Annotated in this window: 13 protein-coding genes and 1 tRNA gene; 9 read left to right on the top strand and 5 right to left on the bottom strand. The window is 71.4% G+C overall.

Going from position 1 to position 14,130, the window contains the following annotated elements; translation table 11 throughout:
• Position 1 precedes the first annotated feature (1 nt).
• On the top strand, positions 2–511 hold the full coding sequence (locus ABZY44_RS08260) for an SUKH-3 domain-containing protein (protein WP_356651184.1): 510 nt from the start codon (positions 2–4) through the stop codon (positions 509–511).
• 184 nt (positions 512–695) lie between these two features.
• Here the strand turns inward: ABZY44_RS08260 and ABZY44_RS08255 are convergent, their stop codons facing one another.
• The gene (locus tag ABZY44_RS08255) at positions 696–1,970 is read right to left on the bottom strand and encodes a histidine kinase (protein ID WP_356651182.1); all 1,275 of its coding nucleotides are present in this window, start codon (positions 1,968–1,970) and stop codon (positions 696–698) included.
• A gap of 209 nt (positions 1,971–2,179) precedes the next feature.
• Here ABZY44_RS08255 and ABZY44_RS08250 point away from each other — a divergent pair.
• The 5 genes from ABZY44_RS08250 to pth all read left to right on the top strand — a co-directional run bounded on the left by ABZY44_RS08250 (position 2,180) and on the right by pth (position 6,381).
• Positions 2,180–2,250, top strand: a tRNA-Gln gene (locus ABZY44_RS08250).
• Between the two features lie 124 nt (positions 2,251–2,374).
• Entirely contained in the window at positions 2,375–3,820 is a 1,446-nt protein-coding gene (glmU, locus tag ABZY44_RS08245; protein WP_356651180.1) for a bifunctional UDP-N-acetylglucosamine diphosphorylase/glucosamine-1-phosphate N-acetyltransferase GlmU, read from the top strand.
• A gap of 131 nt (positions 3,821–3,951) precedes the next feature.
• Positions 3,952–4,929, top strand: a complete 978-nt coding sequence (locus ABZY44_RS08240) for a ribose-phosphate diphosphokinase (protein ID WP_112451977.1) — start codon at positions 3,952–3,954, stop codon at positions 4,927–4,929.
• Positions 4,930–5,120: 191 nt separating this feature from the next.
• Positions 5,121–5,702: a 50S ribosomal protein L25/general stress protein Ctc gene (locus tag ABZY44_RS08235; RefSeq protein WP_356651178.1), complete on the top strand. Its 582-nt coding sequence runs from the start codon at positions 5,121–5,123 to the stop codon at positions 5,700–5,702.
• 88 nt (positions 5,703–5,790) lie between these two features.
• A complete protein-coding gene (gene pth / locus ABZY44_RS08230; RefSeq protein WP_356651176.1) occupies positions 5,791–6,381 on the top strand; it encodes an aminoacyl-tRNA hydrolase in 591 nt (196 codons plus the stop codon).
• A 92-nt stretch (positions 6,382–6,473) separates the two neighbouring features.
• Here pth and ppc read toward each other — a convergent pair whose 3' ends face one another.
• Entirely contained in the window at positions 6,474–9,224 is a 2,751-nt protein-coding gene (ppc, locus tag ABZY44_RS08225) for a phosphoenolpyruvate carboxylase (protein ID WP_356651174.1), read from the bottom strand.
• A gap of 417 nt (positions 9,225–9,641) precedes the next feature.
• Here ppc and ABZY44_RS08220 point away from each other — a divergent pair, with 417 nt between their 5' ends.
• Together ABZY44_RS08220 and ABZY44_RS08215 are read left to right on the top strand one after the other, a co-directional pair.
• Positions 9,642–10,622: an acyl-CoA desaturase gene (locus ABZY44_RS08220; RefSeq protein ID WP_356651172.1), complete on the top strand. Its 981-nt coding sequence runs from the start codon at positions 9,642–9,644 to the stop codon at positions 10,620–10,622.
• Positions 10,622–11,293 (top strand): TetR/AcrR family transcriptional regulator, encoded by a 672-nt coding sequence (locus ABZY44_RS08215; RefSeq protein ID WP_356651232.1) that lies wholly within the window; start codon positions 10,622–10,624, stop codon positions 11,291–11,293. Before ABZY44_RS08220 ends, ABZY44_RS08215 begins: the two co-directional genes overlap by 1 nt.
• Positions 11,294–11,387: 94 nt before the next feature.
• On the opposite strand, the gene ABZY44_RS08210 is transcribed toward ABZY44_RS08215, so the two are convergent.
• Both ABZY44_RS08210 and ABZY44_RS08205 read right to left on the bottom strand, forming a co-directional pair.
• Positions 11,388–11,768, bottom strand: a complete 381-nt coding sequence (locus ABZY44_RS08210) for a VOC family protein (RefSeq protein WP_356651170.1) — start codon at positions 11,766–11,768, stop codon at positions 11,388–11,390.
• A gap of 2 nt (positions 11,769–11,770) precedes the next feature.
• On the bottom strand, positions 11,771–12,622 hold the full coding sequence (locus tag ABZY44_RS08205) for a trans-aconitate 2-methyltransferase (protein ID WP_356651168.1): 852 nt from the start codon (positions 12,620–12,622) through the stop codon (positions 11,771–11,773).
• 162 nt (positions 12,623–12,784) lie between these two features.
• Here ABZY44_RS08205 and ABZY44_RS08200 point away from each other — a divergent pair, with 162 nt between their 5' ends.
• Complete coding sequence (locus ABZY44_RS08200) at positions 12,785–13,282, top strand: MarR family transcriptional regulator (protein ID WP_215025726.1); 498 nt, start codon at positions 12,785–12,787, stop codon at positions 13,280–13,282.
• On the opposite strand, the gene ABZY44_RS08195 is transcribed toward ABZY44_RS08200, so the two are convergent.
• On the bottom strand, positions 13,241–14,029 hold the full coding sequence (locus tag ABZY44_RS08195; protein ID WP_356651166.1) for a response regulator transcription factor: 789 nt from the start codon (positions 14,027–14,029) through the stop codon (positions 13,241–13,243). The genes ABZY44_RS08200 and ABZY44_RS08195 overlap by 42 nt on opposite strands.
• Positions 14,030–14,130: the final 101 nt, after the last annotated feature.

Here is a 14,130-nt window from a genome sequence, read left to right as displayed (position 1 = left end):
CATGACCGCCACCTCCGCTTCCTACGACCGCTCCTCGGCCACCCGGTTCCCCGTCGCCGTGGACTCCGCGCTGCGCACCGCCGGCTGGGAACCGGGCCGCTGGGACATCAAGCAGGCCGAGTACTGGGCCGACGCCCTGCGCGACCACACCACTCCGGCCGGACACCGCCACACCGTCTTCCCCGCCGCCGTCGAGGCCTGGGCCGAATTCGGCAACCTCACCGTCACCGCCCCGGGCCCCGGCCGCCAGATCGCCCCCACCCCCGTACGGCTGGACCCCCTGACCGGGCTCCACCTCGCGCGGACCTTCGCCGACCTCGGCCGCGCCCTCTCCACCCAGCTCTGCCCCCTCGGCATCGAGGCCGACGGGACCTCCCACCTCGCCCTGGACCGCGAAGGCCGCGTCTATTGCGTGGACCACACCGGCGACTGGTACCTCGGTGCCACCCTCGACGAGGCCCTCACCCTCCTGCTGACCGGCCTCCAGCCCACCCGCCTGACGACGGCTTAGGAGCCGTCCCCGGCAACGGGCGCCCGGGGTGGCGCCCCGGGCGTCAGTGGTCCGTCATCCCCGTGCAGAACGGCCCGGGGACGTTCAGCCACAACCGCGCGGCGCCCGCCCCGCCCCGTCCCCGCCGCGCGAAGCTCTTCCGCTCCTCGTCCGTCAGCTCCGCCGCCGGGTCCCGGCCGTCCCGCTACCGACGCCCGCCACCCGGCAGCACCGCCGAGACCTTGAAACCGCCGTCGTCCGTCGGCCCCGACACGAACACCCCGCCCAGGCCGAGCACCCGCTCCCGCATGCCGATGAGCCCGTTCCCCCCGCTCGGCAGCCCCGGCTCGGCGGCCTCTTTGTCCGACGGCCCGTTCTCCACCTGCATCGCCACCTCCCCGTCCCGGTGCGCCATCCGTACGACGACCCGCGCGCCCGGGGCGTGCTTGTGGCAGTTGGTCAGCGCCTCCTGCACCACCCGGTACGCCGTCTGCTCCACCTCCGCCCCGTACGTCGGGTACGCCCCCCGGACATCGAGCTCCACGACCATCCCGGCCGCCCGCGACTGCCCGACGAGATCCTCCAGCTCCCCCAGCGACGGCCCGTCCTCGAAGCTCCCCACGAGGGCCACCGCGGCCACCGGGGCCGTCGGGGCCACCGGTTTCGGGGCCTCCGCCCGCAGCACGCCGAGCATCTCCCGCAGCTCCGTCAGCGCCTGGCGCCCCATGTCCCCCACCAGAGCGGCGTTCCTCACGGCCTTCGCGGGATCCTTCATCGCGATCGCCTGGAGCGCCGCCGCGTGCACCACCATCAGGGAGACCCGGTGCGCCACGACGTCGTGCATCTCCCGCGCGATCCGCGTCCGTTCCTCCGTACGGGCCCATTCGGCCCGCTCCTCCGCCCGGTCCGCGAGCAGCGACAGCTCCCGCTCCAGCGAGGCCGCGCGTTCCTGGAGGCTCTCCATGAGCCGCCTGCGGGCCGCCGTGTACAGGCCGAGCAGCACCGGCGGCACGGTCAGCGCCACCGCCACGAACACGGACAGCACGATGACGAGGGTGCCGTCGGCCTCCACGTCCCCGCGGGTCCGCATGTACATCGTGACGAAGGTCGCGGCCAGCGACATCGACGTCAGCGTCGCCGTGATCCGCCGGGGCACCTCGGAGGTGGCGAGCGTGTACAGCCCCACCACGCCGAGCAGGAAGCCGATCGCGGCCGGCGACACGGCGATCCCGACCAGCACCACGGCGATCGGCCAGCGCCGCCGCAGCACGAGTACGGATCCGGTCACGAGTCCGAACAGCACTCCGGCGAAGACCGGGATCCCCGCCTCGTGGGCGAAGTCGACGCCCTCCACCCCGCACTCGACGGCGGACACCCCGGCGAGCCCCACGTCCAGCAGCGCCGACCTGCGGCGGTCCCACCACAACGGCCCGTCCCGGCCGGCCCCGGCAATTTCCCGCTGTTCCCCCGTGCTGGTCATGCCGTCCAGCCTACGCAGGGGCCCCAGCACACCGGCGAGCGATATTCCTGCACACCAGCAGTAATCACCGGCGACAGCCATCACGGCCGCCTCGCGGTGCGTGTGCTCCAAGGCGCCGGTCCGTACCGTCGCATCGAAGGCTGGTGGTGCGGCATAGTAGGGGCTGCATCGCAGTTCGATCAGCCAAATCGGACATAAATGGCGAACCATCCCGGATCGTCTAAGGGCAGGACAAATGGTTTTGGTCCATTGAATGAGGGTTCGAATCCTTCTCCGGGAGCTCACACCGCACGAACGCTGAACTTCGGGTCCTGACCGTTCCGGTCGGGACCCGGCCTCGTTTCCGGACCATGACCCCCCGGTATCCTTCACGGGTCCACCACCCGAAGCCGAAGGGCACACCCGTGAGCGCCAACCGCCCGGCAGCCGTCGTCGTACTCGCAGCGGGTGAAGGCACCCGCATGAAGTCGGCCACCCCCAAGGTCCTGCACGAGATCAGCGGGCGTTCGCTCGTCGGTCACGTGGTCGCCGCTTCCCGCGAGCTGGACCCCGCACACCTCGTCGTAGTCGTCGGACACGCGCGCGAGCAGGTCACCGCGCACCTCGCCGCGATCGACGCCGGCGTCCGCACCGCGGTCCAGTACGAGCAGAACGGCACGGGCCACGCGGTCCGGATGGCCCTCGAAGAGCTCGGCGCCGCGCCGTCCGGCACCGTGGTCGTCGTCTGCGGCGACACCCCGCTGCTGACCGGCGAGACCCTGGCCGCACTGACGGCCGCGCACGAGGCCGACGGCAACGCCGTCACCGTGCTGACCGCCGAGGTGCCGGACTCCACCGGGTACGGGCGCATCGTCCGCGGCGCGGACGGGGCGGTCACCGCCATCGTCGAACACAAGGACGCCACCGACGCCCAGCGTGCGATCCGCGAGATCAACTCCGGGGTCTTCGCCTTCGACGGCACCCTCCTCGCGGACGCCCTCGGCAAGGTCCGTACCGACAACAGTCAGGGCGAGGAGTACCTCACCGACGTGCTCGGCATCCTGCGCGAGGCCGGCCACCGCGTCGGCGCGGCCGTGGGCGCGGACCACCGTCAGATCCTCGGGATCAACAACCGGGTCCAGCTCGCCGAGGCCCGCGCGCTGCTCAACGCCCGCCTGCTGGAGCGCGCGATGCTCGCCGGCGTGACGGTCGTGGACCCCGCCAGCACGCTCATCGACGTGAACGTGACCTTCGGCCGGGACGCGATCGTCCACCCGGGCACCCAGCTCCTCGGCACCACCCACATCGCCGAAGAGGCGGAGGTCGGCCCGAACAGCCGCCTGACGGACACGCACGTCGGTCCGCGCGCCCGCGTGGACAACACGGTGGCGGACACCGCCGTCGTCGGCGAGGCGGCGACCGTCGGCCCGTTCGCGTACCTGCGTCCGGGGACGAACCTGGGTGCGAAGGCGAAGGCCGGCACGTACGTGGAGATGAAGAACGCCACGATCGGCGAGGGCACCAAGGTCCCGCACCTCTCCTACGTCGGCGACGCGACGATCGGCGAGTACACGAACATCGGCGCCGCCAGCGTGTTCGTGAACTACGACGGTGAGCACAAGCACCACACCACCGTCGGCTCACACTGCAAGACGGGCTCCGACAACATGTTTGTGGCTCCCGTCACCATCGGGGACGGCGCCTACACGGCCGCCGGCTCCGTGATCACCAAGGATGTGCCGCCCGGCGCACTGGCCGTGGCCCGTGGCCAGCAGCGGAATATCGAGGGCTGGGTGGCCCGCAAGCGTCCGGGAAGTGCCGCCGCGACAGCGGCTCAGTCGGTGGTCCGCGAGGACTCCGGCGAACGCTGAGGTGAACTGACCGGAAACGGGTGCGTCGGTTACGGCGTACCGTGATAGTGCACGCAATCGGCTGGCTCACCGTGTGCGGGACGGACGCACATGGGGGCGAGCAGCTTTCCCACGTCTGAGGAGACAGTGCTGTGACCGGGATCAAGACGACCGGCGAGAAGAAGCTGATGCTCTTCTCCGGCCGCGCCCACCCCGAGCTGGCCGAGGAGGTCGCGCACCAGCTGGGTGTCGGCCTCGTGCCGACCAAGGCTTTCGACTTCGCGAACGGTGAGATCTACGTCCGCTTCCAGGAGTCGGCGCGTGGCGCGGACTGCTTCCTGATCCAGAGCCACACGGCTCCGATCAACAAGTGGATCATGGAGCAGCTCATCATGATCGACGCGCTCAAGCGCGCGTCGGCCCGCTCCATCACCGTGATCGTCCCGTCCTACGGGTACGCCCGCCAGGACAAGAAGCACAAGGGCCGCGAGCCGATCTCGGCCCGCCTGGTCGCGGACCTGCTGAAGACGGCGGGAGCGGACCGCATCCTGACGGTCGATCTGCACACGGACCAGATCCAGGGCTTCTTCGACGGCCCGGTCGACCACCTTTCGGCCCTGTCGGTCCTCGCGGACTACGTCGGCGCCAAGGTGGACCGTTCCAAGCTGACGATCGTCTCCCCCGACGCCGGCCGCGTGCGCGTCGCCGACCGCTGGTGCGACCGCCTGGACGCGCCGCTGGCGATCGTCCACAAGCGCCGCGACAAGGACGTCGCCAACCAGGTGACCGTCCACGAGGTCGTGGGTGAGGTCAAGGGCCGCGTCTGCGTCCTGGTCGACGACATGATCGACACGGGTGGCACCATCTGCGCCGCGGCCGACGCGCTCTTCGCGCACGGCGCGGAGGACGTCATCGTGACGGCCACGCACGGCATCCTGTCGGGCCCGGCCGCCGACCGCCTGAAGAACTCCAAGGTCAGCGAGTTCGTGTTCACGAACACCCTGCCGGACCCGTCCGACCTGGAGCTCGACAAGATCACGGTGCTCTCCATCGCCCCGATGATCGCGCGCGCGGTGCGCGAGGTCTTCGAGGACGGCTCGGTCACCAGCCTGTTCGAAGAGCAGCAGTAGCACGTCCGCCGTGCGCTAGATCCTTTTTGGGTACGGCCTCCCCGCCGGGTACACTCCTCGAGTTGCTCGGCGAGGGAGGCCGTACCTGTTTCGACAGGTAGGGACGCTCCGTTATCGACGCGCTCTTCGTAGCAGGCCGTGTTCCGGCCGGGTGACTGTCGTCCATTTCCGTCACCCCACGAGGAGTGAGCATGTCCGAGATCAAGCTTGCCGCGAAGGTCCGCGAAAACTTCGGCAAGGGCTCTGCCCGCCAGGCCCGTCGTGACGCCCTGACCCCCGCGGTCATCTACGGCCACGGCACCGACCCGAAGCACGTCAACGTCGACGCCCACGCCCTGCAGCTGGCGCTCCGCACCCCGAACGTCCTGCTCTCCCTGGAGATCGAGGGCGCCGGCACCGAGCTGGTCATCCCGAAGGCCGTGCAGAAGCACCCCCTGAAGCGCTCGGTCTCCCACGTCGACTTCCTGATCGTCAAGAAGGGCGAGAAGGTCACCGTCGACGTCGCGATCGTCACCGAGGGCGACCTGGCCGCCGGCGGCAACATGCTGGAGACCCTCCAGAACACCATCTCCGTCGAGGCCGAGGCCACGCACATCCCGACCGAGGTCACCGTCTCGATCGCGGGCCTCGAGGCCGGTGCCACCATCCACGCGAAGGACCTGGTCCTCCCGAAGGGCACCACCCTGGCCGTCGACGGCGACATCGCCGTCCTGCAGGTCATCGGCGCGCAGGCCGAGGAGCCGGCCGCCGAGGGTGCGGGCACCGAGGCCTGAGCCTCACCTTCCCCCAGCACTTGCTGAACGACCGCCGTCCGGCTCCACTGGAGCGGGACGGCGGTCGTCTTCGTATAAGGAGCTCTTGATGTCGGACGACGCGGCCCCCTGGCTGATCGTGGGCCTGGGGAACCCGGGTGAGGAGTACGCGGGCAACCGCCACAACATCGGCTTCATGGTGGCCGATCTGCTGGCGGAGCGGATGCGCGCCAAGTTCAAGGCGCACAAGGCCCGCGCGCAGGTCGTCGAGGGCCGCATGGGCCCGCCGGGACCCGCGAACCGGCGCGTGGTGCTGGCCAAGCCCATGTCGTTCATGAACCTGTCCGGCGGCCCGGTGACGGCGCTGCGGGACTTCTACAAGGTGCCGCTGGAGCGGATCGTCGCGGTCCACGACGAGCTGGACATCGACTACCCGACGCTGCGGCTGAAGCTGGGCGGCGGGGACAACGGGCACAACGGCCTGAAGTCGATGACCAAGTCGATGGGGCCCGACTACCACCGGGTCCGCTGCGGCATCGGCCGGCCGCCGGGCCGCATGCAGGTCGCGGACTTCGTGCTGAAGGACTTCTCCTCCACGGAGCGCAAGGAGCTGGACTGGTTCGTGGACCGGTCGGCCGATGCCGTGGAGTGCCTGATCCAGGAGGGCCTGGAGCGGGCGCAGTCCACGTACAACAGCTGACCCGGCCCGGCCGGCCGTACGAAGGAGCCCCCGCCACCGGAACGTTCCGGTGGCGGGGGCTCCTTCGTACGCGCTGTGCCGTGCGGGAGCCGTCAGCCGGTGTTGCGCAGGCCCGCCGCGACGCCGTTCACGGTGAGGAGCAGGGCCCGCGAGAGGATCGGGTCGGCTTCCTCGCCGCGTTCGGCGGCGGCGCGCTGGCGGGCCAGCAGGGAGACCTGGAGGTAGGAGATCGGGTCCAGGTAGGCGTCGCGGACCGCGAAGGTCTGCTGGAGGACCGGGTGGGAGTCGAGGAGCTTCTCGCCGCCGGTGATCCGCAGGACCTCGCGGACGGTGAGCTCGTGCTCGGCCTCGATGCGGGCGAAGACGTGCTTGAGCTCGTCGGGCACGAGGGTGTCGACGTAGTGGCGGGCGATCCGCAGGTCGGTCTTGGCCAGCGTCATCTCGACGTTGGACAGGAAGTTGCGGAAGAAGTGCCAGCGCTCGCCCATCTCGGCGAGGGCGCCGTCCTGGCCCGCCTCGCGCAGCGCCTTGAGGCCCGAGCCGACCCCGTACCAGCCGGGAACGATCTGGCGGGACTGGGTCCAGCCGAAGACCCACGGGATGGCGCGCAGGCCGTCGAGGCCCGCGCCCGAGTCGGGGCGGCGCGAGGGCCGGGAGCCGAGGTGCAGGTCGGCGAGCTGGTCGACGGGGGTGGCCGCGAAGAAGTACGCGGGCAGGTCCGGGTCCTCGACGAGCGCGCGGTACGCGTCGTGCGCGGCGTCGGAGACGGTGTCCATGGCCTCGTCCCAGCGGGCGAGGTCCTCGTCGGACTGGCGGGGGGCGGTGTGCAGGGCGGAGGCCTGGAGGGTGGCCGCGACGGTCAGCTCCAGGTTCTCGCGGGCCAGGGAGGGGACGAGGTACTTGTCGGAGATGACCTCGCCCTGCTCGGTGACCTTGATCTCGCCCTCGAGGGTGCCCCAGGGCTGCGCGAGGATCGCGTCGTGCGAGGGGCCGCCGCCGCGGCCGACGGTGCCGCCGCGGCCGTGGAAGAGGCGCAGGCGCACGCCGTAGCGGTGGGCGACGTCGCGCAGCCGGCGCTGGGCGCGGTGGATCTCCCACTGGGAGGTGGTGATGCCGCCGAACTTGGAGGAGTCGGAGTAGCCGAGCATGACCTCCTGGACGTCGCCGCGCAGGGAGACGAGGCGCCGGTAGGAAGGGTCGGCGAGCATCGCGTCGAGGATGACGTCGGCGGCCTTGAGCTCGTCCGTGGTCTCCAGGAGCGGGACGATGCCGATCTTGGCCCAGCCCGCGTGGAGGTCGATGAGGCCGGCCTCGCGGGCGAGGACGGCGGCCGCGAAGACGTCGTCGGCGCCCTGGCACATCGAGATGATGTAGGACTCGATGACTTCGGGGCCGAACTTCTCGAAGGCGTCCTTGATGGCGCCGAAGACGCCGAGGGTCTTCTGTCCGGCGGCGTCCAGGGGTGCCGGGGTGGGCGCCAGCGGGCGCCGCGAGCGCAGTTCCTTGGCGAGCAGCTTGCCGCGGTAGTCGCGGGGCATGTCGGCGTAGCGCCAGGACTCCTCGCCGAGCCGGTCGAAGAGCTGGCCCAGCGCGTGGTGGTGGGCGTCCGCGTGTTCGCGTACGTCCATGGTGGCGAGCTGGAGGCCGAAGGCGGCCAGGGTGCGGATGGTGCGGTCCATGCGGCCGTCGGCGAAGAGCGCGCCGCGGTGCTCGCGCAGGGACGTCTGGATGAGGGTGAGGTCGGTGAGGAGCTCGGCGGTGCCGAGGTAGTCGCGGCCTTCCTCGTGGGGGGTGCCCTTGGCGAGGCGCTCGCGGGTGTTGACGAGCTTCTGGCGGACGCAGGTGGCCTTGAGGCGGTACGGCTCCTCCGCGTTCAGCCGCTTGTAGCGGGGGCTGATCTCGGGGAGGCGCTCGAGGTCGGCCTGGAGGGAGGTGAGGAGTTCCTCGGTGGCGCCCGTGTAGCGGATGGAGTTCGACAGCAGTCCGCGCAGGAAGTCGATCAGTTCCAGGGCGTCGGTGATGCCGTGCTCGTGCTGGAGGATCAGCACGTCGCGGGTGACGTCCGGGGTGACGTTCGGGTTGCCGTCGCGGTCGCCGCCGATCCAGGTGCCGAAGGTGAGCGGGCGGGTGCCGGCGGGGATCTCGATGCCGACGCGCTGGAGCTCGGCGGCGAGGTCCTCGAGCACGTCGCCGACGGCGCCGGCGTGCAGCTCGTCGAGGTAGTAGATGGCGTTGCGGGCCTCGTCGGCGGGCTCGGGGCGGACCACGCGCAGTTCGTCGGTCTGCCAGACGAGGTCGATGTTCTCGGCGAGGCGCAGGTCGTGGCGGCGGCGTTCGCCGGCGCCCGAGACGGGCTCCTCGAGGAGGGCGGCGATCCGGCGGAGCTTGTTGAGGACGCTGCGGCGGGCCGCTTCCGTGGGGTGCGCCGTGAAGACGGGGCGGACGTTGAGGTTCTTGACCGTCTCGCGCAGGTGTTCGGGGTCGGCGTCCTTGAGCATGTCGGCCGTGCGGGCCAGGAGGCCGCCCTCGGCGGCACGGTGGGCGCGCAGTTCCTTGCCGCGGTGCACCTGTTCGGTGACGTTGGCGAGGTGGAAGTAGGTGGAGAAGGCCCGCACGAGCTTGGCGGCGGTCTCCAGGTCGGTGTCGCCGAGCAGCTCGGCTGCCGCGACGCCGTCGGTACGGGTGAGTGCCCGGACGCGTTCGACGAGGTCGAGGAGGTCTTGGCCCTCCTGGCGGACGAGGGTCTCACCGAGGAGGTCTCCGAGGCGGCGGATGTCCGCGCGCAGTTCGGCGTTGGCCGTGGCGACGGCGGTGGTCGAGGGGGCCTGGTCGGCACTGCTCACAGGTGCGGCTCCTTGCAGTGTTTCGAGCGCTACGGGGAGGTGGGCCCCGGGGTGCGCGCGGCGGGTCGCCTCCCCCGGACTCCGTCCGGGGGACCCCGCTGATGCGCAGCTCGGGCTGCCCGTGCGGACCGCGCTGTCCGACGACACCAGGATAGGTGTCCCGTCCTCGTGTCCTGCCCGGTGTGTCACCAGGCGGACGGCCGAGGGGGCAGGGCGGGGCACGGGGCGGGGGCTCGGGAGCGGGCCGGGCGGACCGTCGGGCTCCTTCGCGCGGGGCCCGGGGCGGGGCGGCGGGCGCGCTCCCCTTGCCGCCGGCAGGTCCTTTGCCATACTTACGTTGCCGTAGGTTACGCGTCCGTAGGAAGCGTGGCCGGGTGGCGCGCCTGCCGACTCTCTCCTCACCCCCAGGGGACACCCATGACCCTCAGTCCCGACGTGATCGAGGGCGCCTCGCCGTCCGGCGACGCGTCCGTGCCGTCCGCGACCCTGGGCGGTGAGAACAAGCGGTCCGTCGAGCAGCTGGCGCTCCTGCTGTTCATCACGGTCCCCTTCCTCGCCCTGCTGGCCGCGCTTCCGCTGGCGTGGGGCTGGGGGGTGAGCTGGCTGGACGTGGGCCTGATGGTCTTCATGTACTTCCTGGCCTGCCACGGGATCACGATCGGTTTCCACCGCTACTTCACGCACGGTTCCTTCAAGGCGAAGCGGCCGCTGCGCATCGCGCTGGCGGTCATGGGGTCGATGGCGGTGGAGGGGCCGCTGGTGCGCTGGGTGGCGGACCACCGCAAGCACCACAAGTACTCCGACCACGAGGGTGACCCGCATTCGCCGTGGCGGTTCGGCGAGACGCTCCCGGCGCTGATGAAGGGCCTGTGGTGGGCGCACATCGGCTGGCTGTTCGACGAGGAGCAGACCGATCAGCAGAAGTACGCCCCGGACCTGATCAAGGATCCGGCGATCCGGCGGATCTCGCGCGACTTCATCTTCTGGACGATGTTCTCGCTGGCGATCCCGCCGCTGGTGGGCGGTCTGGTGACGATGTCCTGGTGGGGCGCGTTCACGGCCTTCTTCTGGGGCTCCCTGGTGCGGGTCGCGCTGCTGCACCACGTGACGTGGTCGATCAATTCGATCTGCCACGCGGTCGGCAAGCGTCCGTTCAAGTCGCGGGACCGCTCCGGCAACGTGTGGTGGCTCGCGGTGCTCTCGTGCGGGGAGTCCTGGCACAACCTGCACCACGCCGACCCGACGTCGGCGCGGCACGGTGTGCTGCGCGGCCAGGTCGACTCCAGCGCGCGGCTGATCCGCTGGTTCGAACAGCTGGGATGGGCGTCGGACGTGCGGTGGCCTTCCGCGGACCGGGTCGACGCCCGACGCAAGGAAGCGGCGTCGAACGCGGCATGATGGGGGGCGTGGCGATCGACGGCAGCAGTTCCAGCAGCGAAAAGCCCAGGCGTGGCCGCCGGGTCCGGATGACGGGCGCCGAGCGGCGCCAGCAACTGCTGGACATCGGCCGCATCCTGTTCGCCGAGAAGGGCTTCGAGGGCACGTCGGTGGAGGAGATCGCGGCGAAGGCCGGGGTGTCCAAGCCGGTGGTGTACGAGCACTTCGGCGGCAAGGAGGGCCTCTACGCGGTCGTCGTGGACCGTGAGATGCGGCAGTTGCTGGACGGGGTGACGGGCGCGCTGACGGCCGGGCATCCGCGGGAGCTGCTGGAGCAGGCGGCGTTCGCGCTGCTGGACTACATCGAGAACTACACGGACGGTTTCCGGATCCTGGTCCGTGATTCCCCGGTGGCCCAGTCGACGGGCACGTTCGCCTCGCTGATCAGCGACATCGCCACGCAGGTCGAGGACATCCTGGGGCTGGAGTTCAAGGCCCGCGGCTTCGATCCGAAACTGGCCCCGCTGTACGCGCAGGCCCTGGTGGGCATGGTGGCGCTGACCGGCCAGTGGTGGCTGGAGACGCGCCGGCCGAAGAAGGCGGAGGTGGCGGCGCACCTGGTGAACCTGGCCTGGCACGGTCTGGAGAACCTGGAGGCCAAGCCCCGGCTGGTGGGCCACCGCAGGAGCTGAGGCAGGTGGAGGCGTGGACGCGTGACCGCGTCCGCCGCCGCGGCGCCCCGTCACCGGAGTTCCGGTGACGGGGCGCCGCCGTGTGTGCGCGGCCTCAGCCGGTGAGCGGCTCCCCGCGGTGCGGCTCCAGGAACTCCAGCCGGTTCCCGACCGGGTCCTCGGCGTAGAAGCGGCGGTGTCCCGGCAGGTTGTCGTCCCAGACGACCTCGGTTCCGCGCTCCCGCAGCCGGCGCGCGTAGGCCTCGATACCGGTGACCCTGAGCCCCGGGTGCGCCTTGCGGGCGGGCCGGAAGTCCAGCTCCACCCCCAGGTGGAGCTGGACGGGTCCGGCGGCGAACCAGCAGCCCCCGCGCGCGGCGAGCACCGGCGGCTTGGGGATCTCGGTCATGCCGAGGACTTCCGTGTAGAAGGCGCGGAGCCGGTCCTCCGAGCCGGGCGGCGCCGCGAGCTGTACGTGGTCGACTGCGGTGAGCACGGTCAGGCCTCCTTGCGGGCCACGGCGAAGATGCGCCGGAACGGGAAGACGGTGCCGCGGGGCCCCGGCGGATAGGCCTCGCGCAGTTGGGCGCGGTACGCCCCCACGAAGGCGGCCACCGCGTCCTCGTCGTCCCCCAGGGCCGTGAGGACGGGGCGCAGGGCGGTGCCCTTGACCCAGTCGAGTACGGGGTCGGGTCCTTCGAGCAGCTGGTGGTAGGTGGTCTCCCAGACGTCGGCCCCGCAGCCGAGCTCGGTGAGCCGCTCCAGGTATCCGCCGGGTTCGAGGATGTGGACGTAGCGGGCCCCGTGGCCGGCGAGCCGGGCCCGCCAGCGCGGGGTGTCGCACAGGGCGGCGAGGATCCGGTGGCTGGGGGCGTCGAAGTTCCCGGGGATCTGGAAGGCGAAGGTTCCTCCGGGCCGCAGTCCGTTGATCCAGGCGGCGAAGGAGCCGGCATGGCCAGGGACCCACTGGAGGGCGGCGTTGGAGACGATCAGGTCGTAGGGCTCTTCGGGGAGCCAGTCGGCGAGGTCCGCGCGGTGGAAGTCGAGGAGTCCGCCGCCGGCGGTGGGGCCGGCGTGCTCGGCGTCCGCGCGGTGGAGCATCTCCGGGGAGAGGTCGTATCCGGTGATGTGGGCCTCGGGCCAGCGGTCGGCGATGAGCGCGGTGACGTTGCCGGGGCCGCAGCCGAGGTCGGCGATGCGCGCGGGCCGGGTGGGGAGCTCGGTTATGCGGGTCAGCAGGTCGAGGAAGGGGCGGGCCCGGTGGCCGGCGTGCCGGAGGTACTGCTGCGGGTCCCAGGCGGGGGTGGGGGGCGCGGTGTGCACGGGGGGCACGGCGGACTCGGAATGCATGTTCGATCCTCCTGGCTGGCATGGCGATCAGAAGCGGAAGGCCGCTCCGGACCCCTCCATGCCCCATGCTCACCCCGGCTATATCTTGATGTCAAGATACATGAGATCGAGATACTCGACCTGAAGAGACTTCATGTCGACAGACCCCCTACAATGATCGGCATGGAGGACGAGGTCGACCGACTGGTCGCGGCATGGCGGCGGGAACGCCCTGACCTCGACGTGGAACCACTCGAGGTGCTCAGCCGCGTCAGCAGGCTCGCGCGCCACCTCGACCGCGCCCGCAGACTGGCCTTCTCCGAGCACGGCCTGGAGCCGTGGGAGTTCGACGTCCTGACCTCGCTGCGCCGCGCGGGAGCGCCGTACCAGCTGTCCCCGGGCCAGCTGTTGACGCAGACGCTGGTCACGTCCGGCACCATGACCAACCGCATCGACCGGCTCGCCAAGAAGGGCCTCGTCGAGCGGCTGCCCGACCCGAACGACCGGCGCGGGGTCCTGGTCCGCCTGACGCCGGAGGGCCGCGACCGCGCCGACCAGGCGCTCGCCGGACTGCTTGCCCAGGAGCGGGCGATCCTGGGCAAGCTCTCGCGTACTCAGCGCGGCGATCTCGCCGCGCTGCTACGCCAGTTGACCGCTCCGTTCGACAACCTCCCCGGCTAGGCCGGCCCCCGGCAGCCCGGGCAGGTCCGCGGGGCGGACACCCGCCCGCCGGGCCAGGGCGACCGCCGCGAGCGTGGAGTGCACGCCGAGTTTGCCCAGCACGTTCTGCATGTGGGTACGGACGGTGTGCGGGGAGAGGAACAGCCGCGCGGCCACGTCCTTGCGGCCCAGCCCCGCCACCATGCAGCGCAGCACCTCGTGCTCCCGGGGCGTCAGCGACTCCACGAGCCGCTCGCTGTCCGTGCGGTGCTTGCGCGCGGCGGTCAGTTCACGGAGCACTCCGGTGAGCAGCGCGGGCGGAAGGTGCGTCTCCTCGCGCAGGACGCCCCGGATGACGGCGAGGAGCCGCGAGAGCGAGCAGTCCTTCGCCACCCACCCGCAGGCCCCCGCCTGGAGCGCCAGGGCGGCCCGGCGGGGGTCGTCGCGCTCGGCGAGGACGATGGTGCGGACTCCCGGATGGGACACCCGTACGCCCGCCACCAGGGCGATCCCGTCGGTGCCGGGCGGGGGGCCGGAGCCGTACTCGCGCTGGGCGGGTACGGCGGCGCCCGCGGCGGCGAGGTCGGCGTCGACGAGGAGCACGTCGAAGCGGCGGCCCTCGGCGACGGCGCGTTCGAGGCAGCGCAGTGCTGCCGGGCCGCTGCCGGCCGCGGACACGTCCACGTCGGGTTCGGCCGCGAGTGCGGCGGCGAGAGATTCGGCGAAGATGCGGTGATCGTCGACCACGAGTACCCGGATACGGACCACGAAACCCCCAAGGGTCGGGGAACGGACGGCTGCGGGTACGGCGCCCGGACCGGGTGATCCGCAGTCGCCTCGGCCGCCGCCGTGACATCTCTGCACTACCC

Source organism: Streptomyces sp. NPDC006544, assembly GCF_040611715.1.
Classification (GTDB): Bacteria; Actinomycetota; Actinomycetes; order Streptomycetales; family Streptomycetaceae; genus Streptomyces.
This window is presented reverse-complemented; position numbering and strand designations above follow the sequence as displayed.

Coding starts and splice junctions, on each gene's coding strand:
- ABZY44_RS08260 (WP_356651184.1), top strand. CDS start 2: ATGACCGCCACCTCCGCTTCCTACGACCGCTCCTCGGCCACCCGGTTC.
- ABZY44_RS08255 (WP_356651182.1), bottom strand. CDS start 1,970: ATGACCAGCACGGGGGAACAGCGGGAAATTGCCGGGGCCGGCCGGGAC.
- ABZY44_RS08235 (WP_356651178.1), top strand. CDS start 5,121: ATGTCCGAGATCAAGCTTGCCGCGAAGGTCCGCGAAAACTTCGGCAAG.
- pth (WP_356651176.1), top strand. CDS start 5,791: ATGTCGGACGACGCGGCCCCCTGGCTGATCGTGGGCCTGGGGAACCCG.
- ABZY44_RS08220 (WP_356651172.1), top strand. CDS start 9,642: ATGACCCTCAGTCCCGACGTGATCGAGGGCGCCTCGCCGTCCGGCGAC.
- ABZY44_RS08215 (WP_356651232.1), top strand. CDS start 10,622: ATGGGGGGCGTGGCGATCGACGGCAGCAGTTCCAGCAGCGAAAAGCCC.
- ABZY44_RS08205 (WP_356651168.1), bottom strand. CDS start 12,622: ATGCATTCCGAGTCCGCCGTGCCCCCCGTGCACACCGCGCCCCCCACC.
- ABZY44_RS08200 (WP_215025726.1), top strand. CDS start 12,785: ATGGAGGACGAGGTCGACCGACTGGTCGCGGCATGGCGGCGGGAACGC.